The organism is Streptomyces sp. Q6 (genome assembly GCF_036967205.1).
GTDB lineage: Bacteria > Actinomycetota > Actinomycetes > Streptomycetales > Streptomycetaceae > Streptomyces > Streptomyces citrinus.
Map to the genome: position 1 here is coordinate 3826429 of NZ_CP146022.1, position 25401 is coordinate 3851829.

At 73.3% G+C, this 25401-nt stretch carries 21 protein-coding genes and 1 pseudogene; 13 read left to right on the top strand and 9 right to left on the bottom strand.

The genetic code is table 11. The features are described 5' to 3' along the window. Positions 1–130: 130 nt before the first annotated feature. Positions 131–1057: a DUF3027 domain-containing protein gene (locus V2W30_RS17805; protein ID WP_338697764.1), complete on the bottom strand. Its 927-nt coding sequence runs from the start codon at positions 1055–1057 to the stop codon at positions 131–133. A gap of 302 nt (positions 1058–1359) precedes the next feature. Between V2W30_RS17805 and V2W30_RS17810 the strand changes: the two genes are divergently transcribed. The 4 genes from V2W30_RS17810 (at position 1360) to V2W30_RS17825 (ending at position 4867) form a co-directional block, all read left to right on the top strand. After that, entirely contained in the window at positions 1360–2778 is a 1419-nt protein-coding gene (locus tag V2W30_RS17810; protein ID WP_425244552.1) for an MFS transporter, read from the top strand. Positions 2779–2880: 102 nt separating this feature from the next. Then, positions 2881–3357, top strand: a complete 477-nt coding sequence (locus tag V2W30_RS17815) for a DUF2771 domain-containing protein (RefSeq protein WP_338697765.1) — start codon at positions 2881–2883, stop codon at positions 3355–3357. Next, the gene (locus V2W30_RS17820; protein ID WP_338697766.1) at positions 3327–4016 is read left to right on the top strand and encodes a futalosine hydrolase; all 690 of its coding nucleotides are present in this window, start codon (positions 3327–3329) and stop codon (positions 4014–4016) included. Before V2W30_RS17815 ends, V2W30_RS17820 begins: the two co-directional genes overlap by 31 nt. Continuing rightward, entirely contained in the window at positions 4013–4867 is an 855-nt protein-coding gene (locus V2W30_RS17825) for a 1,4-dihydroxy-6-naphthoate synthase (protein ID WP_338697767.1), read from the top strand. The genes V2W30_RS17820 and V2W30_RS17825 overlap by 4 nt, the downstream gene beginning before the upstream one ends. Positions 4868–4897: 30 nt before the next feature. Here the strand turns inward: V2W30_RS17825 and V2W30_RS17830 are convergent, their stop codons facing one another. Beyond that, on the bottom strand, positions 4898–5281 hold the full coding sequence (locus V2W30_RS17830; RefSeq protein ID WP_338697769.1) for a cold-shock protein: 384 nt from the start codon (positions 5279–5281) through the stop codon (positions 4898–4900). A 168-nt stretch (positions 5282–5449) separates the two neighbouring features. Here V2W30_RS17830 and V2W30_RS17835 point away from each other — a divergent pair, with 168 nt between their 5' ends. Further along, positions 5450–5707 carry a hypothetical protein gene (locus tag V2W30_RS17835; protein ID WP_338697771.1) on the top strand — a complete coding sequence of 86 codons (258 nt, stop codon included), beginning with the start codon at positions 5450–5452 and terminating at the stop codon, positions 5705–5707. Here V2W30_RS17835 and V2W30_RS17840 read toward each other — a convergent pair. Then, entirely contained in the window at positions 5689–6327 is a 639-nt protein-coding gene (locus tag V2W30_RS17840; protein WP_425244553.1) for an HAD family hydrolase, read from the bottom strand. The two genes, V2W30_RS17835 and V2W30_RS17840, sit on opposite strands and share 19 nt — an antisense overlap. A 90-nt stretch (positions 6328–6417) precedes the next feature. Here V2W30_RS17840 and V2W30_RS17845 point away from each other — a divergent pair, with 90 nt between their 5' ends. The 4 genes from V2W30_RS17845 to V2W30_RS17860 are packed head-to-tail and all read left to right on the top strand — an operon-like array spanning position 6418 to position 10274. Beyond that, positions 6418–7413: an iron ABC transporter permease gene (locus V2W30_RS17845; RefSeq protein ID WP_338697775.1), complete on the top strand. Its 996-nt coding sequence runs from the start codon at positions 6418–6420 to the stop codon at positions 7411–7413. Next, the gene (locus V2W30_RS17850) at positions 7410–8480 is read left to right on the top strand and encodes an iron ABC transporter permease (RefSeq protein ID WP_338697777.1); all 1071 of its coding nucleotides are present in this window, start codon (positions 7410–7412) and stop codon (positions 8478–8480) included. Before V2W30_RS17845 ends, V2W30_RS17850 begins: the two co-directional genes overlap by 4 nt. Beyond that, complete coding sequence (locus V2W30_RS17855) at positions 8477–9277, top strand: ABC transporter ATP-binding protein (RefSeq protein ID WP_338697779.1); 801 nt, start codon at positions 8477–8479, stop codon at positions 9275–9277. The genes V2W30_RS17850 and V2W30_RS17855 overlap by 4 nt, the downstream gene beginning before the upstream one ends. 22 nt (positions 9278–9299) lie before the next feature. Next, on the top strand, positions 9300–10274 hold the full coding sequence (locus tag V2W30_RS17860; RefSeq protein ID WP_338697781.1) for an iron-siderophore ABC transporter substrate-binding protein: 975 nt from the start codon (positions 9300–9302) through the stop codon (positions 10272–10274). 37 nt (positions 10275–10311) lie between these two features. On the opposite strand, the gene V2W30_RS17865 is transcribed toward V2W30_RS17860, so the two are convergent. Continuing rightward, entirely contained in the window at positions 10312–11325 is a 1014-nt protein-coding gene (locus V2W30_RS17865) for a hypothetical protein (RefSeq protein ID WP_338697783.1), read from the bottom strand. Positions 11326–11446: 121 nt separating this feature from the next. On the opposite strand from V2W30_RS17865, the gene V2W30_RS17870 reads away from it, so the two are divergent. Then, positions 11447–12595, top strand: coding sequence for a glycosyltransferase 87 family protein (locus V2W30_RS17870; protein WP_425244554.1), 1149 nt, complete (start codon positions 11447–11449; stop codon positions 12593–12595). On the opposite strand, the gene V2W30_RS17875 is transcribed toward V2W30_RS17870, so the two are convergent. From V2W30_RS17875 to V2W30_RS17885, 3 genes are all read right to left on the bottom strand, one after another. Next, complete coding sequence (locus V2W30_RS17875; protein WP_338697784.1) at positions 12547–14190, bottom strand: DNA repair helicase XPB; 1644 nt, start codon at positions 14188–14190, stop codon at positions 12547–12549. The two genes, V2W30_RS17870 and V2W30_RS17875, sit on opposite strands and share 49 nt — an antisense overlap. Before the next feature lie 145 nt (positions 14191–14335). Further along, on the bottom strand, positions 14336–16780 hold the full coding sequence (locus tag V2W30_RS17880) for a helicase C-terminal domain-containing protein (RefSeq protein ID WP_338697786.1): 2445 nt from the start codon (positions 16778–16780) through the stop codon (positions 14336–14338). Between the two features lie 146 nt (positions 16781–16926). Beyond that, complete coding sequence (locus tag V2W30_RS17885) at positions 16927–19185, bottom strand: heavy metal translocating P-type ATPase (RefSeq protein ID WP_338697788.1); 2259 nt, start codon at positions 19183–19185, stop codon at positions 16927–16929. A gap of 171 nt (positions 19186–19356) precedes the next feature. On the opposite strand from V2W30_RS17885, the gene V2W30_RS17890 reads away from it, so the two are divergent. Both V2W30_RS17890 and V2W30_RS17895 read left to right on the top strand, forming a co-directional pair. Further along, a complete protein-coding gene (locus tag V2W30_RS17890; protein ID WP_338697790.1) occupies positions 19357–20256 on the top strand; it encodes a hypothetical protein in 900 nt (299 codons plus the stop codon). Positions 20257–20306: 50 nt separating this feature from the next. Then, positions 20307–21000, top strand: a pseudogene (locus V2W30_RS17895) (copper homeostasis protein CutC). 388 nt (positions 21001–21388) lie between these two features. On the opposite strand, the gene V2W30_RS17900 reads toward V2W30_RS17895, so the two are convergent. After that, entirely contained in the window at positions 21389–23368 is a 1980-nt protein-coding gene (locus V2W30_RS17900; RefSeq protein ID WP_338703662.1) for an AAA family ATPase, read from the bottom strand. 555 nt (positions 23369–23923) lie between these two features. Further along, the gene (locus V2W30_RS17905; RefSeq protein ID WP_338697792.1) at positions 23924–24598 is read right to left on the bottom strand and encodes a maleylpyruvate isomerase family mycothiol-dependent enzyme; all 675 of its coding nucleotides are present in this window, start codon (positions 24596–24598) and stop codon (positions 23924–23926) included. A 156-nt stretch (positions 24599–24754) separates the two neighbouring features. Between V2W30_RS17905 and V2W30_RS17910 the strand changes: the two genes are divergently transcribed. Continuing rightward, positions 24755–25393 (top strand): hypothetical protein, encoded by a 639-nt coding sequence (locus tag V2W30_RS17910; RefSeq protein ID WP_338697794.1) that lies wholly within the window; start codon positions 24755–24757, stop codon positions 25391–25393. The last annotated feature ends 8 nt before the right edge of the window (positions 25394–25401 follow it).

Genomic DNA, 25401 nt, shown 5'->3' on the forward strand with positions numbered 1-25401 from the left:
ACGCTCCGCGTCGCATTTCCCCCTGTGAAGGCAAGCGGCGAAGCCGCAAGCCCTCAGGGGCGCGGGGAACTGCGCGACCAGCCACGACGAAAGCCGCACCCGCCCGCGCAAGCGCCCACAGGCGAGTGGGCTAGGAGTGCCCCAAGTCGTCCGCCCCGTCCACCGGAGCCGCCCCGACCGACCCGGAGTCCGCCGCCGGCCGCAGAGGCAGCACGTCCACCATGGTCTCGTCGATCACCGGCGGGGCCGGGCGCGGGGGCTTCGGCATGACCGCCGCCTCGGAGTGGCCGCCGCAGCCGTACGCCAGGGAGACGACCCGGCCGTCCGCCGGGGAGAACTCGTTGGCGCAGACGCCGAAGGCCTGGCCGAGGGAGCCGCCGATGGGGGTGAGGAAGCCGCAGGAGACACAGGTGGCCGGGGCCGCCTGGGCCATCGGGGTCTTCGCGCCGAAGGACTCCTCCCAGCGGTCGGCCGCGACGTGCAGCCCGTACCGGGACAGGACGCGGGCGCGGCGCAGCCCCAGCTCCTCGGCGACGGCGGCGATCGAGCCGCGGGACGGCGCGACCACGGGCCCGGGGGCGGGCAGCTCCGTGAGTTCGGCGTCCTCCGCCTCGACGAGCTCGGCCATCTCCTCGGAGAGCGGCGAGTTCGGCGGCGGTACGTCCTCGCCGGTGTAGCCGGGCTCCAGGCGCAGGTCGTCGGACTCGGTGGGCAGCAGGTCGCCGGGGCCGAGGTCACCGGGGCGGAGCCGCTCGCTCCACGGCACCCACTCGGGGGCGAGGAGGGCGTCGGGGCCCGGCAGCAGCACCGTCTCGTCGAGGGTGACGTACTTGGCGCGCGAGGCGCGGGCGACGGTCACCGCCCATCGCCAGCCGCGGTAGCCGAACTCCTTGCACTCGAAGAGATGCGTGACGACGCGGTCGCCCTCGACGACCGTCTCGACGTGCTCGCCGACCACTCCCGGGGCCGCGGCCTCCTCGGCCGCTGTCCGGGCGAGGTCGACCGCCTCGGCGCACAGACGGTCAGGGGTGCGGCTTCGCGTTGTCGCTGCGCTCACAGGTATCGCTTCTCTCCTACGCCGTCTCACGAGTGCGCCGTCCGGTGAGCGGGAGCGCGGACGGAGCGGACCGGAGGGCCGCGTCGACGTCCGCGCCCGACGTTCCGGGCGCACCTACGCCATCCATTCTGCGGGATGGCTGAGAGGCGCGCGGCCGAGAACAACCGCCGCGGGCGCGCTACGCACGCTACCTCTTCCCGCGCCCTGCGCCCACACCGACGTACGAGCCGCACCGGACGCGAAAGCCGACCCGCGTGCCCATATCGGCACTAGTACGCCCGTTCAAGGGGCACTATGACTGGGTGGCTGCCGCAAGGTCGTCGTCCGGTCCGTCCGGCGCGACACGGTACGAGAACAGCGGTTCGGGCCCGGTACGCGGGGCCGTCCGCTCGGTCGGGCGCGCCCTCCACCTGCCGTTCACCGGCACCGCGCGCGGGATCAGGAAGGCGACACACGCGCACGGCGCGGGCGAGTCGGGCCTCGGAAAACTGATCGAACTGCACGCGGTGAACGGCGCCGGTGACGTGATGATCACGATTGCGCTCGCCTCCACCGTGTTCTTCTCGGTGCCGACGGACGAGGCACGCGGGCGGGTCGCGCTGTACCTGGCGATCACGATGGCGCCGTTCACGCTCCTCGCCCCCGTCATCGGCCCGCTCCTTGACCGGCTGCCGCACGGGCGGCGGGCCGCGATGGCCGGTTCGATGCTGGCCCGCGCGTTCCTCGCCCTCGTCCTTTCGGGCGCCGTGGTGAGCGGCAGCCTCCAGCTCTACCCGGCCGCGCTCGGCGTGCTCGTGGCGTCGAAGGCGTACGGGGTCGTGCGCTCGGCGGTCGTGCCACGCCTGCTGCCACCCGGCTTCTCCCTGGTGAAGGCGAACTCGCGGGTGACCCTCGCCGGGCTGCTCGCCACCGGCGTGGCGGCGCCCATCGGCGCGGGGCTCCAGGCGATCGGCCCGCGCTGGCCGCTGTTCGGGGCGTTCACGCTGTACGTGACCGGGATGTTCCTGTCCTTCTCGATGCCGCACAAGGTCGACTCGGCGAAGGGCGAGAGCAAGGCCCTGCTCGCCGCCGACGAGGAGCATCTGCACGGCCCCGCCCGGCACGAGCGGCAGCGCAGGCCCGGTCTGCGCACGGTCGGCCCGGCCGTCACCCACGCGCTCGGGGCGAACGCGTCCCTGAAATGCCTCTCCGGGTTCCTGATCTTCTTCCTGGCGTTCCTGCTGCGCGAGCATCCGATGACCGGGCAGAGCGCGGCCGTCTCGCTCGGCATCGTCGGCGTGGCGGCGGGCGCGGGGAACGCGCTGGGCACGGCCGTGGGGGCCTGGCTGAAGGCACGGGCGCCCGAGGTCATCATCGTGACCGTCGTGGCCGTCGTCCTCGGCGTGGCGATCACCTCGGCGATCTTCTTCGGCGCGCTGATGACGGCGTTCCTCGCGGCCGTCGCCGGATTCGCGCAGGCCCTGTCCAAGCTGTCCCTGGACGCGACGATCCAGCGGGATGTGCCGGAGGAGGTCCGTACGTCCGCGTTCGCCCGGTCCGAGACGATGTTGCAGGTGGCCTGGGTGGTGGGCGGCGCGATCGGGATCGCCCTGCCGCTGAACGGGTCGCTCGGGCTGTCCGTGGCGGCGGGGATCGTCGCCGTCGGCTGGCTGACGACCGTACGGGGCCTGCTCGCGGCGGCCCGGCGGAGCGGCCCGACGCGGTCGGCCCGGGTCGCCTGAACCCGGGCCGCGCTCCGGCGCGCCGCCGGGCGCGGCCGCCCGCACACGCCGACGATCGACCCACCCGGCGACCGTGGACGCGGGTCCAGATAGCCTTCGCCCATGACCTCCCAGCGTTTCGCCGCGCGCCACCGCCGCGCCATGGCCGCCGCCGGTGCCGTCGGCGCCGGACTGCTCGTCCTCTCCGCCTGCGACAAGCCGACCCCGCTGGCCACCGTCACGGTGGGCCGCAGCACGGTGAACTCCGAGGCCACCTGCTACAACGACGGCGACTCGCTCAAGCCGTCGTCGCTCCAGGGCTGCCTCAAGGACAAGGACGCCAAGTCCATCAAGGTCGACCCCGACGAGACGGTCCGCTTCGGCGTCGACCCGGAGATCGCGGACAAGGGCTGGACGCTCCTGATGAACGGTCAGCCGCTCACGGACTCCAGCAAGAAGACGTACCGCACCGTCCCGGGCAGCGTGTTCTTCAACCAGCAGTACGGCGCGACCGGCTCGGCCACGACGGTCACGATCCTGTCGGGCGGCGACTCCAAGGCGTACGGCCTGTGGTCGTTCAAGCTCAAGAAGGACTCCTGACGGATACCGCACGCGTCCTCGTCGCCACCGCCGTCCCCGCCGAACGGGACGCGGTGGCGCGGGGCGTACGTGAACATCCCGGCATCGACGTGATCGCCGTGGGCGTGGGTCCCGCGGCCGCCGCGGCCGGCACCGCCACCGCCCTCACCCGCGCCGAACTCACCGGCCGCCCCTACGCCCTGGTCGTCTCGGCCGGCATCGGCGGCGGCTTCACCGCCCCGCCCGGCGCGCTCCTGATCGCCGACGCGATCACCGCCGCCGACCTCGGCGCCGAGACCCCCGACGGCTTCGTCCCGGTCACCGACCTCGGTTTCGGCACCGTCACCCACCGTCCGCCGGCATCCCTCGTACGAGACCTCGCCGCGGCCACGAACTCCGCCGTCGGCACGGTGCTCACCGTCTCCACGGTCACCGGCACCGCCGACCGCGCGGCCCTGCTCGCCCGGTCGCACCCCGGCGCCGTGGCCGAGGCCATGGAGGGTTTCGGGGTCGCCGAGGCCGCCGCCGCGCACGGCGTCCCCGTGGCCGAGATACGCGCCGTCTCCAACGCCGTCGGCCCCCGCGACCGCGCCGCCTGGCGCATCGGGGACGCGCTCGCCGCGCTCACCGGCGCGTTCGGGAAGTGGGCGCCCGTACTGGAGAGTTGGAAGAACACATGACGGACACCGCACGCATCGCCTTCTCGCCCTGCCCGAACGACACCTTCGTCTTCGACGCGTGGGCCCACGGCCGCGTCCCGGGCGCCCCCGCGCTCGACGTGACCTTCGCCGACATCGACATCACCAACGGCGTCGCCGAACGCCGCGAGGACGCGTACGACCTCCTCAAGGTCTCGTACGCGGTCCTGCCGTACGTCCTCGACGACTACGCGCTCCTGCCGTGCGGCGGCGCGCTCGGCCGCGGCTGCGGTCCCCTCGTCCTCACCCGCGAGCCGGACGTCGATCTCTCCGACAAGCGCGTCGCGGTCCCGAGCGAGACGTCCACCGCCTACCTGCTGTTCCGGCTGTGGGCCGCGGACGTCGTGCCGGGCGGCGGGGTCGGCGAGATCGTCGTCATGCCGTTCCACGAGATCATGCCCGCCGTGCGCGACGGGAAGATCGACGCCGGACTCGTCATCCACGAGGCCCGCTTCACGTACCAGAACTACGGCCTGCACAAGCTCGCCGACATGGGCGAGCACTGGGAGGCCACGACGGGCCTGCCGATCCCGCTCGGCGCGATCATCGCCCGCCGCGACCTGGGCGCCGAGACGCTGCGCGGTTACGCGGAGACGATCCGCGCGTCCGTCCGCGCGGCCTGGGACGACCCCGAGGCCTCGCGCCCGTACGTGATGGAGCACGCCCAGGAGATGGACCCGGCCGTCGCCGACCAGCACATCGGCCTGTACGTCAACGAGTTCACCGCCGACCTCGGCGAGGCCGGCTACGCGGCGATCCGCGGCCTGCTCACCCGGGCGGCGGCCGAGGGCCTGGTCCCGGCCCTCGGCCCGGACGCGCTGGCGTTCCCGTGAGCCTCACGGGCTGACCGCGCGCCGCCGGGGTCAGACGTCCAGCTGGTCCGCGACCGCGCGCAGCAGGCCCGCGATCTTCGCGCCCGCCGCCTTGTCGGGATAGCGGCCGCGCTCCAGCATCGGCGTGATGTTCTCGAGCAGTGTCGTCAAGTCCTGGACGATGGAGGCCAGTTCGTCCGGCTTGCGGCGCTGGGCCGCGGCGACGGAGGGGGTCGGGTCGAGGATGGTGACCGAGAGCGCCTGGTCGCCGCGCTGGCCCGCGACCACCCCGAACTCCACGCGCTGGCCGGGCTTGAGAGCGTCTACGCCGGCGGGAAGTACCGAGGAGTGCACGAAGACGTCGCCGCCGTCGTCGCGGGAGAGGAAGCCGAAGCCCTTCTCGCTGTTGAACCACTTGACCTTGCCGGTAGGCACGTGAAGTCCTCGTCCTCGTACTAGAAAGAAAACGCTCTGGATAGCAGTGCAGCGGGTCGTGGTGTGCGACCCGCCGTGACCAAGACTATGGCGCACGGAGCCGGTGACAAGGTGTCCCCGAACGGTTCCCTTTTCCTGCCCCTCTGCGCTGGGAACTACCCTGGCTGGGTGCGCGACAAAACCCAAGCCAATTCCCGGGCCACCGAGTCAGGACCCGGCGACGGCCTCGTGAAAGCCGGTGGCATCGTCTTCGTCGTAGGAGCGATCGCCACCCTCGTCACGATGGCCCCTCTGTTTCTCGGCACCGAGCCGTTCCCGTCCCTCGCTTATGCGGTGTGCATGTTGATGGGCGTCGGTTTTCTGCTGGCCGCGGCGGGAGTTCTGCGCGGTATCGCGGTGCAGCGGCGTCAGGCGCGTTCGACGTAGCTTTCCAGCCAGGCCGGGAATTCGGTCAGGTCCGCGAGGACCGTGTCGGCGCCGGCCGCGAGCAGTTCGGCGGCGTCGCACGGGCCGGTCGGCACGCCCACGGACAGGGCCTCGGCCGTGCGGGCGCCGCGTACGTCGCCGACGTGGTCGCCCACGTACACGCTCGCCCCGTACTCGCGCAGCGCCTCGCCCTTGCTCTCGGCCCACAGGTCGCCGATGACGGCGTCGGCGTCGATGCCCAGGTGCTTGAGGTGCAGCTTCGCGTTGGGCTCGTACTTGGCGGTGACGACGATCGCCCGGCCGCCGGCGGCGTGCACGGCGGCCATCGTCTCGTGGACGCCCGGCATCGGGAGCGTCGGCTCGATGCCGTATGTGGGATACATCTCACGATAGAGGTCGGCCATGGCCGGGATCCGCTCGGCGGGGAACCAGTGCGCGAGCTCGTCGGTGAGCGGCGGCCCCAGGCGCGTGACGACCAGATCGGCGTCGACGTACGTGCCGGTCTGCTCCGACAGGGCGATCCAGGTCGCGCGGATACCGGGCCGGGAATCGATCAAGGTCATGTCGAGGTCGAAGCCGACGGTGAACGTGGGGTCCTTGAGGGCAGCCATGGGGGCCATTGTGCCCGGGCATACGATGACCCTTCACAGCGCATACTTAGCTAAGCCTTACCAAGGCCGTGTCCCGTTGATTGTGGAGAGAGCACGCACATGCCCGTCAGACGCCGCGCCGTCGCGATCGTGGCGGCGGTCGTGGCCCTGGCCCTCGCGGTGCTGCTCAGCCTCGCGGTCGGCGCCCGCGCGATCGCCCCGTCCGCCGTGTTCGACGCCCTGCTGCACGGCGGGCACAGCGACGCCGCCGAGGTGGTGCGGGGGCTGCGGCTGCCGCGCACACTGGTCGGCCTGATGGTCGGGGCGGCGCTCGCGCTCGCGGGCACCGTGCTCCAGGGCATCACCCGCAACCCGATCGCCGACCCGGGCATCCTCGGCATCAGCCAGGGCGCCTCGGTGGGGGTCGTGCTCGCGATCGCGTACGTCGGCATCCACACGCTGACCGGGTACGTGTGGTTCGCGTTCGCGGGGGCGGGCATCGCGTCCGTCGCCGTGTACGCGATCGCGTCCAGCGGGAGAGGCGGCGCGACACCGGTGAAGCTGGCGCTCGGCGGCGCGGCGATCAACGCCCTCCTGGTCTCCGTGACGACGGCGGTCCTCACCACGAAGGCCTCCGCGCTCGACGAGTTCCGGTTCTGGCAGGTGGGTTCGCTGTCCGGCCGGGACTCCGAGCTGGTCGGCCAGATCTGGCCGTTCCTCCTCGTCGGCGTCGTCCTCGTGTACGCGGTCGCGCGCGGCCTGGACGCGCTCGCGCTCGGCGAGGACGTGGCCAAGGGCCTCGGGCAGCGGGTCGCGACGGTACGGATCGTCGGCGGGCTCGGCGCGACGGTCCTCACGGGTGTGGGGGTGGCCGCCGCCGGGCCGATCGCGTTCATCGGTCTGGCCGTGCCGCACATCGCCCGCGCCCTGGTCGGCTCCGACCACCGCTGGCTGCTGCCGATGGCGGCGCTCACCGGCCCGGTCATGCTCCTCGTGTCGGACACCGTGGGCCGGGTGATCTTCCCGCCGAGCGAGGTGCCCGCGGGCGTGATGACGGCACTGATCGGCGTCCCGTTCCTGGTGACCCTGGTGCGCAGGAAGGCGGTGCCCGCATGAGCACGCTCGTACGGGGAGTGCGTCCCGCGGGCTACACCGTGCTGCGCGCGGGCCGTGCCCGTTTCCTGCTGCACCGCAGGGCGACGGTGGTGGCGACGGTCCTGGCCGTGCTCCTCGCCGTCGGCTGTCTCGCGTACCTGTGCGTGGGCGAGACGTTCACCAGCCCGGTCGAGGTCTTCAAGGTCGTCACGGGCCGGCCGTCGCCGGACGAGCTCGTGGTCGGCACGCTGCGGGAGCCGCGCATGGTCGTCGGGCTCCTGGTGGGCGCGGCGTTCGGCGTCGCGGGCGCGCTGATCCAGACGGTCGCCCGCAACCCGCTGGCCAGCCCCGACATCATCGGCATCAGCCAGGGCGCGAGCGCGGTGACGGTCGCGGCGATGCCCTTCGGTCTGACCAGCACCGCCGCGCTGCCGTACGTGTCCGTCGCCGGGGGTGTCGTCGCGGCCGCGCTCGTGTACCTCTTCGCCTGGCGCGGCGGCCTGCACGCCACCCGGTTCGTGCTGATCGGCATCGGTTTCGCGATCGCGCTCCGCTCGGTGACGACGCTCTTCATGACGAAGGGCGACTATCTGGTCGCCCAGCAGGCGCAGATCTGGATGACGGGCTCGTTGAACGGGCGCGGCTGGCCCGAGGCGCGGCCCCTCGCCTTGGTGCTGCTCGTCCTCGTGCCGTGCGTGGCGTGGGCGGCCCGTGCGCAGCGCACGGTCTCCCTGGACGACGACACGGCGACGGCGCTCGGCGTCCGGCTCGGCCGGGTCCGGCTGGGGCTGGTGGCGCTCGGCGTGATCCTGGCGTCCGTGGCCACGGGCGCCGCGGGTCCGGTCGACTTCGTGGCGCTGCTCGCCCCGCAGATCGCCCGCCGGCTGACCCGTACCGCGCAGATCCCGCTGGTCTGTTCGGCGCTGCTGGGCGCGCTGATCGTGGTCGTCGGCGATCTGCTGGCCCGCCGTCTCTTCTCCCCCACGGAACTGCCGGTCGGCGTGCTCACCGCCGCGGTCGGCGCCCCGTACCTGATCTGGCTGATCGTTCGCAGCCGTACCGTCCGCCCTTCCGGAGGCACCGCATGAGCCGGCTCTCGGCCCGCGATCTGACGCTCGCCTACGAGGACCGCACGGTCGTGCACGACCTGGACCTCGCCGTGCCCGACGGGCGGGTCACCGTGATCGTCGGGCCGAACGCGTGCGGGAAGTCCACGACGCTGCGGGCGCTCGGCCGTCTCATGAAGCCCGCGGGCGGTTCCGTCCTGCTCGACGGGCGGGCCCTCGCCGAGCTGCCCACGAAGAGGATCGCCCAGCAGATCGGGCTGCTCCCGCAGTCGCCGGTGGCGCCCGAGGCGATCACGGTCGCCGACCTCGTCTCGCGGGGCCGTCAGCCGCACCAGCACTGGTGGCAGCAGTGGTCCGACGCGGACGAGCGGGCGGTGACGGAGGCGATGGAGCGCACCGATGTCGCGGCTCTCGCGGACCGCAACGTCGACGAGCTGTCCGGCGGGCAGCGCCAGCGCGTCTGGATCGCGATGGCGCTCGCGCAGGAGACCGAGATCCTCCTGCTGGACGAGCCCACCACCTACCTGGACATCTCCCACCAGGTGGAAGTCCTGGATCTCGTACGGCAGTTGAACCACGACAAGAAGCGCACCGTCGCCGTCGTCCTGCACGACCTCAACCAGGCGGCCCGCTACGCCGACCACCTCGTCGCCATGAAGGCGGGCCGGATCGTCGCCGAGGGCGCCCCGGACGAGATCGTCACGGCCGGCCTCGTCAAGGAGGTCTTCGGTCTGGACTGCGTGGTGGTGCCCGACCCCGTGACGGGCTCCCCGCTGGTGGTTCCGGGAGCGCCGTGGCAAGGAACGTCCACCCTGTAGAAGCGCCCCCGAAAGGCACCCCATGCACCTCAGGCACCGCGGCACTGTCATCGGAACGCTCACCCTCACCACGGCCCTGGCCCTGTCCGCCTGTAGCTCGTCCGACTCCGGCGCGAAGGACGGCGGCCGGAGCGCCGGTCCGAACGGGACCCACACGGTGAAGACCGCCAGGGGCGACGTCAAGGTCAAGAACGCTCCGAAGCGCGTGGTCGTCCTGGACACCGCCGAGCTCGACTCGGCGATCACGCTCGGGGTGAAGCCGGTCGGCGCGACCCGCGCCGGTGCCGAGGACGCCTTCCTCTCCTACCTCCCGGCGTCCGCGACGAAGGGCATCACGGAGGTCGGCGAGATCACCGCCCCGAACCTGGAGAAGATCGCGGGTCTCAAGCCGGACCTGATCCTCAGCAGCGAGGTCCGCGACGGTCAGCGGTACAAGCAGCTCAGCGCCATCGCCCCGACCGTCCTCACGGAGACGACCGGCTACCCCTGGAAGCAGAACTTCCTGGTGCACGCCGACGCGCTCGGCAGGAAGCCGCGGGCGAAGAAGGTGATCAAGAAGTACGAGGCGCACGCGGCGGCCGTCACCAAGGCGCTCGGCGGCAGGAAGAAGGCGGCCGCGACGGAGGTCAACGTCGTCCGCTTCGTCGAGGGCGCCGACATCCGCGTCTACGGGAAGCGGAACTACATCGGCACGATCCTCGCCGACGTCGGCGTCGGGCGGCCCGCGATCACCGACAAGGCCAAGGACGGGTTCTCGTACGACGTGAGTCCGGAGCAGATCGACGCGGCGGACGCGGACGTCATCTTCACGTCGACCTACGGCAGTCCGGGCAAGGCGAAGGTCACGCAGACCACGACGAGCGGCCTGTGGAAGAACCTCAGGGCGGTCAAGGACGGCAAGGTCTTCCAGGTCGACGACGAGCTGTGGATCCAGGGCATCGGCTACACGGCGGCGAACGGGATCCTGGCGGAGCTCCAGTCGGACCTGACGCGCTGACTGACCCGGTGAGCGGTCGGGGGCCGGAGGTCAGCGGTCAGCGGTTCCGCTGGGAGCGCCAGACGAGGTAGAGGGCGGAGGCGATCGCGGCGCAGCGCAGCACCCACGGCCAGGTGTCGGAGAGCGCGCCGCTCATCCGCCCGTCGGCGATGGGTTCGCCCCACCGGCCTTCGCTGCGGCCCCACAGCCAGACGATGCCGCCCGTCGCGGCGAGCCCCGGCAGGCCGAACACGGCCCACTTCTTCTGGCCGAGGGTCAGGCGCCGGGAGAGGTAGACGACGGCCCAGCCGAGCAGCAGCGCGAGGACGTTGCCCAAGGCCGCGCCGGCCACGAGCGCGACGGCCGCGAGCAGCAGGAGCGGGTTGGTCCAGCCGCCGACGGGACCGAGACGGGGCAGTGTCCGCCTCGGTCCCGCGACCTCGACGGCTTCGTCCTCCTCCTCGTCCTGCGCTGCGGGCTCGGGCTCGGCGGCCGGCTTCTTGCGCAGGTCGGGGGCGTTCCGCTTCGGCGGCGGTTTGAGGATGTCGGGGATCTCGACGCCGCCCGTGAACCCGGGCACGACATCGGTCTCGGCCGCTCCGCCGGGCCCGGTGTCGCCGACGGTCCGCCACCAGTCCATGTCCACGTCGGACGAGCCGAGTTCGTCGGTCCCGGCGAGGTGCGGCGGCGACGGCGCGTCGCGGTCGGTGTCCCGTACGGGTTCGGGGGCGGGGTCGCGACGCGGGCGCGGCACGATCTTGCGCAGGCCGCCGCTCCGGCCGGTCCGCTGCTCGGGCACCTCCGGCGCGAACGCGACGGGCGCGCCGCCACCGCCCGTACCGGCGCTCTCGCCCGCCTCGGTGACGATCCGGTCCGGGCTGCCCAGGTGCCCCAGGATGCGGCGCACGGCGGCGGGGCTGTCCACGGTGACCTTGGCGCGGCGCCGGTCGATCTCGTTGCGCAGCTCGGAGACCAGGCGCATCCGGGTCTGGGACGGCAACTGGCGCTGCTGGGCCAGGTCCCCGACCCTGCTCAGATAGTCGAAGACGATCTGGTCGCTCTCGATCCCCACGAAGTCCCCTCCGGGGCGGTGCGGTTGACGTCCCGACGGTATCGCGCCCCCGCGGCTTCCGGGCACCCGGCCGCGGGACAACACCGCCCGATTCGCCCGGGATCACCTACAGTCACCTCCCGTGACCGTTCGCACACGCACCATCGCCCACCTCCTGCTCGCCGTGTCCGTCGCGGCGTTCGTGACGCTCTGCGTCGCCCAACACGCCCCGATGGCCGACACGTTGGTGTACCGCGCGGAGGGGGCCGCGGCGGCGCGCGGGGACGGCGGCGCCGGGCTGTACGGGTTCACGGTGACGCGGTGGCAACTGCCCGCCACCTACCCGCCGTTCGCGGCGCTGCTGTTCGTGCCGGCGGCCTGGCCGCCGCTCGCCGCGCTCAAGGCGGTGTGTCTCCTCGGCAACATCGCGCTGCTCGCCCTCCTGGTCCACCTGTCCTGCCGGGCGGCGGGGCTGCGGCCGACGCGGGCCTCGGTCTGCGCGGTCACGGCGGGCGCCCTGTGGCTCGAACCGGTCTTCCAGACCGTCCTGTTCGGGCAGATCAACCTGGCGCTGGCCTGTCTGGTCCTGTGGGATCTGAACCGGCCGGACGGGGCCCGCGGCAAGGGCCTCGCGCTCGGCGTCGCGATCGGGGTCAAGCTCACCCCGGCCGTCTTCGTCGCCTACCTGCTGCTCACCGGGCGCCGCCGCGAGGCGGGCCGCGCCGCGCTCGGATTCGCCGGGACGGTGGCGGTCGGCGCGACCGTACTGCCGTACGCGACCTGGGAGTTCTGGACCCGGCGGCTGTTCGAGACGGGCCGGGTGGGCAAGGCGTGGATCGTCGACAACCAGTCCTTGCAGGGGCTGGTCGCGCGCGTCCTGCACACGGCGGAGCCGGGCGCGCTCTGGGCGGTCCCGGCGGTGCTCGCCGGTGCGGCGGGCCTGTACGCGGCCCGCACCGCCCGTACCCCGGCGCGCGGGATCGCGTACACGGCGCTGACCGGGCTGCTCGTGTCGCCGGTCAGCTGGTCCCACCACTGGGTGTGGTGCGTGCCGCTGCTGGCCGTGCTGTGGGCGGAGGGGCGGCGCCGTACGACCGTGGCGCTGGCCCTCGTCTTCACGGCGCGCACCATGTGGCTGCTGCCCCACCAGGGAGACCTGGATCTCCAACTGGACTGGTGGCAGCAGCCGTTGGCGTCCCCCTATCCGCTGCTGGGGGTCGCCTTCGTCCTCGCGGGGTGCCGTCAGCCGTCGGCGAGCAGTTCGTCCGCGTCGACGATCCGGTACGCGTAGCCCTGCTCGGCCAGGAAGCGCTGGCGGTGGGCCGCGAAGTCCTGGTCGATGGTGTCGCGGGCGACGACGGAGTAGAAGCGGGCCTCATGGCCGTCGGCCTTCGGGCGCAGGACGCGGCCGAGGCGCTGTGCCTCCTCCTGCCGGGAGCCGAAGGTGCCCGACACCTGGATCGCGACGGTCGCCTCGGGCAGGTCGATGGAGAAGTTCGCGACCTTGGAGACGACGAGGACGGAGATCTCGCCCTGGCGGAACGCCTCGAAGAGCTTCTCGCGGACCGCGTTCGTCGTCTCGCCCTTGATGACCGGGGCGTCCAGGTGGGCGCCCAGTTCGTCGAGCTGGTCGATGTACTGCCCGATGACGAGGGTCTGCTCGCCCGCGTGCTTGCGCACGAGCGCCTCGGTGACCTTCCGCTTCGTCGCCGTCGTGGCGCAGAACCGGTACTTCTCCTCGGCCTCGGCGGTGGCGTACGCGAGCCGCTCGGAGTCGGTGAGATTGACGCGGACCTCGACGCAGTCGGCGGGCGCGATGTATCCCTGCGCCTCGATCTCCTTCCACGGCGCGTCGAACCGCTTCGGCCCGATCAGCGAGAAGACGTCCGACTCGCGCCCGTCCTCGCGCACGAGGGTGGCGGTGAGTCCGAGACGGCGGCGGGCCTGGAGGTCGGCGGTGAACTTGAAGACCGGCGCGGGCAGCAGGTGCACCTCGTCGTAGACCACCAGGCCCCAGTCGCGGGAGTCGAAGAGTTCCAGGTGGGGGTAGATCCCCTTCCGCTTCGTCGTCAGCACCTGATAGGTGGCGATGGTGACGGGGCGGATCTCCTTCTTCGTGCCGCTGTACTCGCCGATCTCCTCCTCGGTGAGCGAGGTGCGCTTGACCAGCTCGTGCTTCCACTGGCGGGCCGAGACGGTGTTCGTGACGAGGATCAGGGTCGTCGCCTTGGCCTGCGCCATCGCGCCGGCGCCGACGAGCGTCTTGCCCGCGCCGCAGGGCAGGACGACGACGCCGGACCCGCCGTGCCAGAAGCCCTCCACGGCCTGCTTCTGGTACGGGCGCAGCGACCAGCCGTCCTCGTCGAGTTCGATGGGGTGCGCCTCGCCGTCGACGTATCCCGCGAGGTCCTCGGCGGGCCAGCCCAGCTTGAGGAGCGTCTGCTTGATCTGGCCGCGCTCGGAGGGGTGCACGGCGACGGTGTCGGCGTCGATGCGGGCGCCGACCAGCGGCTGGATCCGCTTGGAGCGCAGGATCTCTTCCAGGACCGGCCGGTCGGTGGAGGTCAGGACGAGCCCGTGGGCCGGGTGCTTGGAGAGCGTGAGGCGGCCGTAGCGGTCCATCGTCTCGGCGATGTCGACGAGCAGCGCGTGCGGCACGGGGTAGCGGCTGAACTCGACGAGCGCGTCGACGACCTGCTCCGCGTCGTGGCCCGCGGCCCGCGCGTTCCACAGCCCGAGCGGCGTCAGCCGGTAGGTGTGGATGTGCTCGGGCGCCCGCTCCAGCTCGGCGAACGGGGCGATCACGCGGCGGCAGGCGTCGGCCTGCTCGTGGTCGACCTCCAGGAGCAGGGTCTTGTCCGACTGGACGATGAGTGGACCATTCACGCGTGGCACCCTTCCGTTCGGCCTCGGGCGTTCGGCCAAACGTCCAGTGTGCCGCATGACGCGGGGTGCGCGGCGTGACGGGAGTCCGCCGGTGGGCCACCGCCGTCCGCCCGGGGTGCGCGGGCGGGGCTCGGGCGGCGGGCCCTCAGGTCGCGTCCGGCTCCAGCTCGGCGACACCGGTCACCCGGTGCAGCGGATACGTACGGACCTCGTCGGCCGTGTGGTCGTACGCGGTGACGAAGCCGCCCTCGACCCGGATCGGGGCGATGACGCGCTGGCTGGCGGCCCCCTCGGCGTTGACGTAGCCGATCCACAGGCTCTCGCCCGTCATGACCGCGGCCTGCATCGTGGCGAGGGTGTCGGCGGCGGTGGTGCGCGGCAGCGCGCTGCCTCCCGGGTGGGCGGGCACGGCCGCCTTGCGCGGGGTGGTGGCGGCCATGTCGCCCGCTCTGATCGACCGGATCGCGGCGTCGAGGAGGGGGCCGTCGGGCAGCGGCGGGCCCTCGGGGACCGGCTCGGGGGCGGTGCGCGGCGGGGTGCGGCGGGCGTGGGCACGGGTGATCATGACGTCGCCGTCGGGGGTCTCGGCGGCGGGCGCGAATCCCATCGCGCGCAGCCCTTCGAGGAGCGTGCCGGGGTCGGCCTGGGCGGCGAGGACCGTGGGGGCGAGGCGGCGCAGGCGCAGGGCGGCGGACCGCGAGTCGGCGAGGATCTCGCCGAGCACGGCGTCGTCGTCGCAGCGCACGTAGGCGGAGGCGGCGCCGATCCGCAGGTGTCCGTGGCGGCGGGCCACGTCGTCGATGAGGTAGGCGAGCGGCTGCGGGACCGGCGTACGGGAGTGCGCGGTCAGGAAGGTGTGCAGGTCGGAGGCGGTGCGGCCGGCGTCGAGGGCGCGGCGCACCGAGCCCGGCGTGAACCGGTAGACGGTCGCGCCGCCCTTCGACTCGACGTCGGCGAGGACGGCGAGGGTCTCCGCGAGCGGCCGCTCCAGCGGGCCGGGGGCGACGGCGGTCAGGTCGGCCTGGAGCAGGACGTGGTCGAGCGGCTCGGGCAGCAGGGGGCTGAGGAGTTTCTCGGCGCGGGCGGCGGCCTCGGCGGGGGTGGCCGCGGCCCCGGTGTCGTCCGGGGAGGCGCCGAGCAGGGCCCGGCCGTGCGCGGAGAGCGCGCCGCGTCCGGTGACGCCGAGCAGTTCGGCTTCCTCCAGCGTCCAGCGGGCGAGCCGGGTCCGCAGGTCGAGGGCGCCCGGCGAGGGCCTCTCCCAGGTCAGCCGGTCGGTCACGGACTCGGGGTCGGGCGCGGCGCCTTCCGGTAGGTCCGCCACCAGGCCGAGCACCCGGCGCCGCACTTCCGGAGCCGCGCTTCGGTCCAGGTGGGGGCCGAGCGCGGACAGCGTCCGGTCTTTCCCGTCGCGCCCGCCGACCAGACCAGGGGTGCGGGTCGCCGCGAGCCACGCCGCCGCGAGCCGGGTCCAGCGCTCGGCCGGGGGCCGCTCGGACCACTCGTCGTAGGCGGGTGTCGCCGCGAACCGCTCGTCGGCCTCGCCGTCGGACGCCAACAGGCCCGCCGCGTAGGCGAGTTCGACCCAGAAGGCGGCGACCTGCTCGGACGTGTCGAGGGCCGTCGCGGTGCGCTTGAGGTCGCGCACGCTCAGACCGCCGGCCCGCAGCACGGCCGGACCGCCCTCGTCCCAGTCCTTGAGGAGCTCCTCGACGGTGTCGAGCGCCGTGTGCGCCTGGGCGGCCGCCGCCGCGTCCACCACCTGTGGACGGTGGGTGGCCTTCTCCCGCACGTCGGGGGCGAGGGGCTCCAGGGTCCGGTGCGCCCGGCCGCCGCGCAGGTGCAGGGCCACTTCGCGGGGCAGCACGACGGTGCCCGGGTTCGTGGGCACGAGCAGCGCCCGGTCGAGCAGCCAGCGCAGGTGTGCGGCGGGCCGTGCGGTGACCTGCCCGTACGGGGGTCCCCACACGAGCCGGTTCAGTACGTCGACGGATTCGGCCGGGGCCTCGTCGAGCAGCGCCGACATCCGGTCGGGGGAGGTGAACAGCTGCGTGAGCGCGGCCACCGCCGAGACCGGGTCGTGGGTGGAGGAGAGTCCGGCCGCCACGACGATCTCCTGGATGCGCCCCGGCGACATGCCCGAGGTCGCCTCGGCCACGGTCGGCCCGAGGCCCGTCGGGGAGGGGTGCTGCGGAGTCGGAGCGAGCAGCTCACGCGCGGTCCGCACCAGACGCAACTGATCGTCGCCGCCCCACACCAGGGCCTGTTCCCGCAGGGTGGCGACGGCACCCGGCAGGACGTCGGCGGTGCGCTCGCCGGGCAGCAGCGCGAGCAGTTCGGCATACGTCGCCGGCTCGGGCCCCACCGCGAGCGCCTGCGCCACCTGCTGCGTGAACCGGTCCAGATGATCCAGGGCCCGGATGACGGAGGCGCGGGTCCCGGCCCGGGTGGCGAGCTGTGTCAGGTCGTTCGGCACGGGCCCGAGCAGATCGGGCCGGGCCCGCAGGAGCCGCGCCAGTGAGGCGTCGTCCCGGGCGCGGAGCGCTTCCGCGAGGGACCGGGGGGCTGCCGGCTTCTGCTCGTTGGGGCTCATCTGGTCCACGGTAGCGGGTGGGTTCCCGGGGTCACGTCCCCGCGACGCCGGGTGAGCCGCCCGAGCTCCCGCGGTGAGACGGCGACAGGCCCGGGGCAGGGCCCCGGGCCTCGGTCGCGTCCGCGACAGGATCCGCCGGACAGACCTTAGAAGCCGGCCCGGAACCGCCGCAGCCGCAGGCTGTTGGCGACCACGAAGACCGAGGAGAAGGCCATGGCCGCCCCCGCGATCATCGGGTTCAGGAGGCCCGCCGCGGCGAGCGGCAGCGCCGCCACGTTGTAGGCGAACGCCCAGAACAGGTTCGAGCGGATCGTGCCCAGCGTCTTGCGGGAGAGCCGGATCGCGTCGGCCGCCGACCGCAGGTCACCCCGTACGAGGGTGAGGTCGCCGGCCTCGATCGCCGCGTCCGTGCCGGTGCCCATGGCCAGGCCGAGGTCCGCCTGGGCGAGCGCCGCCGCGTCGTTGACGCCGTCGCCGACCATGGCCACCGAACGCCCTTCCTTCTGGAGGCGCTTGACGACGTCGACCTTGTCCTCGGGCAGGACCTCGGCGAAGACGTCCGCCGCGTCGATGCCGACCTCGGCGGCGACGGACCGCGCGACCGCCTCGTTGTCCCCGGTCAGCAGCACCGGGCGCAGCCCGAGCGCGCGCAGCCTGCGGATCGCGTCGGCGCTGGTGTCCTTCACCGCGTCGGCGACCTCCAGGACCGCGCGGGCCTCCCCGTCCCAGGCCACCGCGATGGCCGTACGGCCTGCCGCCTCGGCCGCCGCCTTGGCGCGGGCCAGTTCGACGGGCAGGTGGATCTCCCACTCGGCGAGCAGCTGCTCGCGTCCGACGAGGACCGCGTGGCCCTCGACGATGCCCTGGACACCGAGCCCGGCGACGTTCGCGAAGTCCTCGGGGGCGGGCAGTTCACCCGCGTACCCGGCGGCGACGGCGCGCGCGATCGGGTGCTCGGAGGAGTGCTCCAACGCCCCGGCGAGGCGCAGGACTTCCTCCGTGTCCGTACCGTCCGTGACGTGCGTGGCGAGCAGCGTCATGCGGCCCGTGGTGACCGTGCCGGTCTTGTCGAGGACGATCGTGTCGACCTCGCGGGTCGTCTCCAGGACCTCGGGGCCCTTGATGAGGATGCCGAGCTGGGCGCCGCGGCCGGTGCCGACCATGAGCGCGGTCGGCGTGGCGAGCCCGAGGGCGCAGGGGCAGGCGATGATCAGGACGGCGACGGCGGCGGTGAACGCGGCGGTCAGTCCCGCGCCGCTGCCGAGCCAGAAGCCGAGCGTGGCGACGGCGAGCGCGATGACGACGGGCACGAAGACGGCGGAGATCCTGTCGGCGAGCCGCTGGGCGGCGGCCTTGCCGTTCTGCGCGTCCTCCACCAGCCGGGCCATCCGGGCGAGTTGGGTGTCGGCGCCGACCCGGGTGGCCTCGACGACGAGGCGGCCGCCGACGTTGAGCGTGGCGCCGGTGACGGTGTCGCCGGTCGCGACCTCGACGGGCACGGACTCGCCGGTGAGCATGGCGGCGTCGACGGCGGAGGAGCCCTCGACGACCGTGCCGTCCGTGGCGATCTTCTCGCCGGGCCGTACGAGGAAGCGGTCGCCGACCTTCAACTCGCTCACGGGGACGGTCTCTTCACGTCGTCCGTCGCCCCGGAGCACGGTGACGTCCTTGGCGCCGAGTTCGAGCAGGGCCTTCAGCGCGGCGCCCGCCTTCCGCTTGGAGCGCGCCTCGAAGTAGCGGCCCGCGAGGATGAACGCGGTGACGCCGGCGGCGGCCTCCAGGTAGATGTTCCCCGCGCCGTCGCCGCGCTCGATGGTGAACTCGAAGGGGTGCGTCATGCCGGGGGTGCCGGCCGTGCCGAAGAACAGCGCCCACAGCGACCAGAGGAACGCGGCGGACGTGCCGATCGAGATCAGCGTGTCCATCGTGGCGGCGCCGTGCCGCGCGTTGGTGAACGCCGCCTTGTGGAAGGGCCAGGCCGCGTAGGTCACGACCGGCGCGGCCAGCGTCAGGGACAGCCACTGCCAGTACTCGAACTGGAGGGCCGGGATCATCGCCATCGCGACGACGGGTACGGAGAGGACGACCGCGGTGATCAGCCGCTGCCGCAGCGGCCGCAGCTCGTCGGCGTCGGCGGCCCCGTCCGCCTCGCCGCCACCGGAAGCGGCCGGGGGCGTGGGCTCCTGTGCCGTGTACCCGGTGGCCTCGACGGTCGCGATGAGGTCGGCGACGTCGACGCCGTCCGCGAAGGAGACCTTCGCCTTCTCGGTCGCGTAGTTGACGGTCGCCTCGACGCCGTCCATGCGGTTCAGCTTCTTCTCGATGCGGGCGGCGCACGACGCGCAGGTCATGCCGCCGATGGCGAGTTCCACCTGCGCGGGTGGGGCGACGGTGTGCGCCGACATGAGGCCTCCTCGGTGATGGAATACCCCGGCCGGGTACCCCTCGACGAGATCCATTTATACCCCTAGGGGGTATCGGGGGCAAGAGGATTCCGGACTTGACTTCATACCCCCTGGGGGTATCTTCGTTGTCACGGGCCGCCCGGCCCGCCCCCTCCGGACCCGGGAGTCGTCATGCGCACTGGACTGAAGATCACCGCCTTCGCCGCCGGCGTCGCCGCCACGTTCGGCACCGCGTACGGAGTGGGGAGCGGGGTCGGCCCCGTCACCGCACAGGAGCGCCCGGCGCGGGCCCACGGGGACGAGGGCGGCCACGGCGGCCACGAGGAAGGCACCGGAACCGACGCCGCGACCGGGGCCACGGCCGCGAGCACGACGCCCGGCGGCCTCCAGGTCTCCGAGCGCGGCTACACGCTCGACCTCGCGCGGGACCGGCTGCCCGGCCGGACCGGCGAGATCCGTTTCACCATCCGCAAGGACGCCACCGGCAAGCCCGTGACCGCGTACACGAAGGAGCACGGCAAGGAGCTGCACCTGATCGTCGCCTCGCGGGACCTGACCGCGTACCGGCATCTGCATCCCGTACGGGCCGCGGACGGCACCTGGTCGACGCCGGTCTCACTGCCGAAGGCGGGCGACTACCGGGTCTTCGCCGACTTCACACCGCGTGGCGAGAAGGAGGGGCTCACCCTCGGCGCGGGCCTGGGGGTCGCGGGCACCTATGCTCCGGCTCCGCTCCCCGAGCACGCGGACACCGCGAAGGTCGCGGACGGGTACGAGGTGAAGGTCGACGGGGAGCTGCGGGCGGGCGCGGCGAGCGCGCTCACGCTCAGCGTCAGCAAGGACGGCCGTCCCGTCACCGATCTGGAGCCGTACCTCGGCGCGTACGGGCACCTGGTCGCGCTGCGCTCGGGCGACCTCGCGTACCTTCACGTTCACCCGCATGACGGCAGGCCGGGCCCGGAGGTTTCGTTCACCGCGACCGCGCCGAGCACGGGGACGTACCGCCTCTTCCTGGACTTCAAGCACGACGGCGAGGTCAGGACGGCTGCGTTCACGGTGCACGCGGCGTAGGCTGGGCGGGACATTGGACTAGACCTATCGGCGTACGTGTGAGGGGCCTCATGAGCAAGCGGGCAGTCCTGGAGGTGATCGCCCTCGACGCCGAGGACGCGATCGCCGCCCAGGCCGGGGGCGCGGACCGGCTGGAGCTGGTCACGGACATGGCGGCCGACGGCCTGACCCCGTCCGTGGAGACGTTCGCGGCGATCCGCGCGGCCGTGGACATCCCGCTGCGCGTGATGCTGCGCCTCGCCGACGGCTTCGCGGCGGGTGACGTGGACGCCCTGACCGGCGCCGCGCGCGCTGCGCGCGGCGGGCGCGGACGAGTTCGTGCTCGGTTTCCTGGACGAGCACGGCGGCCCCGACCTCACCGCCGTCGAGCGGCTCGTCGCGGAGCTCGACGGCTGCCGCTGGACGTTCCACCGGGCCGTCGACCGCGCCGCGGACCGCGACGCCCTGCGCAAGCAGCTCGCCGACCTGCCCGGCCTCGACACGTACCTGACGGCCGGCTCGGCCGACGGCGTGGACGCCGGCCTCGACGTCCTGATCGCGGAGGCCGCCCGCGCGGCGTCCGGCGAGCCCGGCTACGAGCAGCAGATCCTGGTCGGCGGCGGCCTCCGCCTCGACCACGTCCCGCGCCTGCGCGAGGCCGGAATCACCGCCTTCCACATCGGCGGAGCCTCCCGCCCGACAGGCTGGACGGGCCCGGTCTCGGCGGAAGCGGTCCGAGTATGGCGAAACGCCCTGGACACCTGAGCCCGGCCACGCCACCGGGCCCACGCCGAACGAGCCACCCGGGCAATTCAAGCCCCTGCGGCGATTGAGCAGCGGGGCCCGGAGCAGAGCCCCGAAACCTCAGCCCCAGCCCCGGCCCCAGCAAACGAACCACCCCAGCAAATCAAGCCCCTGCGGCGATTGAGCAGCGGGGCCCGGGGCAGAGCCCCGAGACCTCAGCCCCAGCCCCGGCCGCCCGCCCAAGCCCCGCCCCGCCCCGCCCCGCCCCGCCCCGCAGCAAACGAACCACCCAGCCCAATCAAGCCCCTGCGGCGATTGAGCAGCGGGGCCCGGGGCGGAGCCCCGAGACCTCGGCCCCAGCCCCGGCTGCCCATCCAAGCCCGGCCACCAAAGAAGGCGCGCCCCGCACCTACACCCGCCCCAACTCCCCCGGCAGCGGAGCGCAATGTACGACCACAAGCCCCGACACCGCCCGGGTCAGCGCCACATACAACCGCCGCAACCCCGTCCGCCCATCCGGCTCCCCCGCCACGATCGCCCCCGGCTCGTCCAGGACCACGTAGTCGTACTCGAGCCCCTTGGCCAGCGACGCCGGCACCAGCGTCAACCGCGACTCGGCCGTCGTCTCCTCCCCCGGCGAGAGATACGCGAGGCCCGCCTCGCCCAGAGCCGCCCCCAGCCCCTCGCACCGCGCGTCCGCCGCGATGAGCCCGACCGACCCCTCGTTCTCCAGCGCCCGACGACACGCGTCGACGATCTCCGCGTCACCCGTGACGGCCCGCACCTCGAACTGCCCCGGGTTCTCCCGCACCGACTTCACCGGCGCGAGTCCGGGCGCGATGTGCGGCAGCAGCCGCGAGGCGTACGTGATGACGTCCGTCGGCACACGGAAGCCCGCCGTCAGCTCCTCCACCACCGCGTCGGCCTTGCCGAGATGCGCGAGCGCCTCGCCCCAACTCCGCGTCGCCCAGGGCGTGGTCCCCTGCGCGAGGTCGCCGAGCACGGTCACCGAGCCGGTCGTCGCCCGCCGCCCGACCGCGCGGTACTGCATCGGCGACAGATCCTGCGCCTCGTCGAGGACGACGTGCCCGAGCGAGTGCGTCCGCTCGACGAGATCGCCGACCTCGTCGATCAGCACGGCGTCCGCGGCGGACCACTTGGCGGACCGCACGCTGCGCGCCGGCTTCTGCCACAGGATGGCCTTCTGTTCGGCCTCGTCGAGCAGACCCTCCGCGTGCTCGGCGAGGAACTCCGCGTCGGACAGCAGCCGCAGCACCAGTTTCGCCGGGTCCACGGCCGGCCAGACGGCCTTGACCGCGGCCTTCACGGCGGTGTTGCGCGCGACGGAGTCCTGCACGCGGTCGTCCGGCGCCTCGCCCGCCCGCTCCATCTGGACGAGCACGGCGTGCGCGATCCGCCGCGGCAGCGCCTCGCGCGCGGCGCCGTACCGCATGTCGCGTGCGGCCAACTCCCGCACGATGTCCTGGAGTTCGTACGAGGGGACGCGCCACCGGCGTGAGCCGCGGACGACCACGACGCCCTCGGTCGGCTCGGTGATGTGCGAGCGCAGGGCGCGCCGCAGCACCTCGGCCATCCGGGCGTCGCCCTTGATCACCGCGGCGGCGGAGTCGTCGGTGCCGCGCACCTCCACCTGGGTCCCCTGGGCGACGAGGTCGTCGACGGTGGCCTGCTTGACCTCCAACTCGCCGAGCGCGGGCAGCACTTGCTCGATGTAGTGCAGGAACGACTTGTTCGGCCCGATGACGAGGGTGCCGGTGCGGGCGAGCCGCTCGCGGTGCGCGTACAGCAGGTAGGCGACACGGTGCAGGCCGACGGCGGTCTTTCCGGTGCCGGGGCCGCCCTGGACGCAGACGGATCCGGCGAGGCCGCTGCGGACGATCTCGTCCTGCTCGGGCTGGATGGTCGCCACGATGTCGCGCATCGGGCCGACGCGCGGCCGCTCGATCTCCTGCTGGAGCAGGGCGCTGGTGCGGGCCACTTCCTCCGGGTCGGAGAGGTGCTCGTCCTCGTACGCGGTGAGCTCGCCGCCGGTGTAGCCGAAGCGGCGGCGCAGCGCGACGTCCATCGGGTCCTTCTTGGAGGCCCGGTAGAACGGCTGCGAGACGGGCGCGCGCCAGTCGATGACCATGGGGTCGCCATCGCCGTCGTGGACGTGCCTGCGCCCGATGTAGAACTGCTCACCCTCGGCGCCTTCGGCCCGGTCGGCGCCGGGCGCGTGCAGGTAGTCGAGCCGGCCGAAGAACAGCGGGGTGTGGCTGAGGTCGGCCAGCGCCTTGATCCGCTCGTCGATCTGGCGCTGGAGCACCTCGGCGTTCACCCAGTTCGCGGTGACGTCGCGGATGTCGAGCGACTGGGCGTCCTCGCGCATGGCGCGCAGGGCGGCGCGGGACGACACGAGGTGCGCGCGCTCGCGGTCGAGCGGTGACGTGCTCACGGGGTTCTGCCTCCGGCTCCGAGGTACGGGTACGCAACGGGTCCGGCCGGTTTCCGTCCGGTCGGCGGCGCGCTCCGGCTTCGACACGGGCGAAGGGAGGCGGGGAAGACGGGGAGTGTACGGGACGGATGGGTGCCGATGCCAACGGTTTTCCCCGCCGTGCGGGCCACCCGGGTGGTCGCCCCGGGTTCCCTAGGGGACGGGTCCCCCGGGGGTCGTACGAGGGTTACACCCTGGGGCCGATGTGCACGGTATGCCCGAATCGCATGCTGGAAGCATGACGACAGCGACCATCACCCCGGCCCCGTCCGGCGCCACAGCGGCGACGGGCACCCACCGCCCGCACCGCGTCGGCGACGCGGTGCGGGCGATCCGAGTCTTCGCGAGCGCGGCGTTCAGCGTGGCGATCCTGGGCACGACGGACCCGGCGACGCTCCGCGCGGCGGGCGTCGTGAAGCGCCCTGACCCGGCGCGGGACCCCCGCACGGCTCACCCGAACAGGTTCAGCTCCGCCTCCGCGACCCCGGCCAGCTCGTACCGCGCGCCGACCACGGGCCGCCCCGAGTACAGCCGCAGCAGCACGCCCGCACCGCCGATGTACCGCGCGGGGGGCTTGTCGCCCGGGGCCGCGCCCAGCACCAGCGGGGCGTCCAGGTCGTCCACGTCCGCGTGGAGCGCCACGTGCCCCCGGTCCCGGCTGATCCGCACCAGCAGCTCCAGCGCGAGCGGCAGCCCGGCGCCCGCGTACGCCCCCGGCTCGCCGAAGGCCTCCCGTACGTCGCCCGCGTGGATCCACTCCCCGAGCGCCACCCCGTCCAGGACGCCGCCCGCCTTCGCGATCGCCGCGCCCGCCTCGGTCATCCCGCGCTCCAGCTCGTCCACGATCTCCTGGTTCGACCGGCCGGACCGTTCGGCGATGTCCCGGTCGTTGCACTCGGGGCTGAAGACCCCCTTCTCGAACCGGCTCTCCACCACGCGTATCAGCGCGGCCGAGCAGTGGGCGAGCACATGCCGCACCGTCCACCCCGGACACGCGGTCCGCAGCGCGAAGTCCGTGTCGGGCCGCGCCCTCAGCAGGGGGATCAGGACGTCCCGTTCCGCGGTCAGGAGCCGTCCGGGCAGTTCCGGGTCCCGCATGTCGTCTCGTACGGCATCTGTCGTCATGACCACACGGTAGGGCGCCCGCCGCCCGCGACGAAGGGACAACTGCCTTCCGGTGCCGCCCCGTTGGGCCGGGCCGGACGACCCGCCGGCCCCACACCCCCGGGGGGTGTGCGACGGCGGGCCGTCCCCCTGTCCGCCGCCGGTTAAGGTCGTCCCATGACCGAGCTGCGTGAGCGCTGGGCCCGCACCCTGCGGGCGACGACCGGCACCCCGGACATCGACCCGTACCCGTACGCCGACAACCTGCTGGCCCGCTGGGCGGAGCCGCAGCGCCGCTACCACACCACGGCGCACCTCCAGGCGGTCCTCGACCACGTCGACGCCCTGGCCGAGCACGCGGACGACCCCGACCTCGTCCGTCTCGCGGCCTGGTTCCACGACGCGGTGTACCGGCCGGACCGCTCCGAGAACGAGGAGCGCTCGGCCGTCCTGGCCGAACGCGCCCTGCACGAAGCGGGACTGGCGCGGGAGCGGGTCGACGAGGTCGCGCGCCTGGTCCGCCTCACGACCACCCACGACCCGGCCGACGGCGACACGAACGGCGAGGCCCTGTGCGACGCCGACCTGGCGATCCTCGCCTCGGACGCGCAGACGTACGCCGCGTACACGAGGGCGGTCCGCGAGGAGTACGCGTTCGTCCCCGACGAGGCGTTCCGCGCGGGCCGGGCGGCGGTCCTGGGCCAACTCCTCGACCTGCCACGGCTGTTCAGGACCCCGCACGGGGTGAAGCACTGGGAGTCGGCGGCCCGCGAGAACCTGGGGACGGAACTCGACCTGCTCCAGGGCCCCCAGTAGCGCCCACA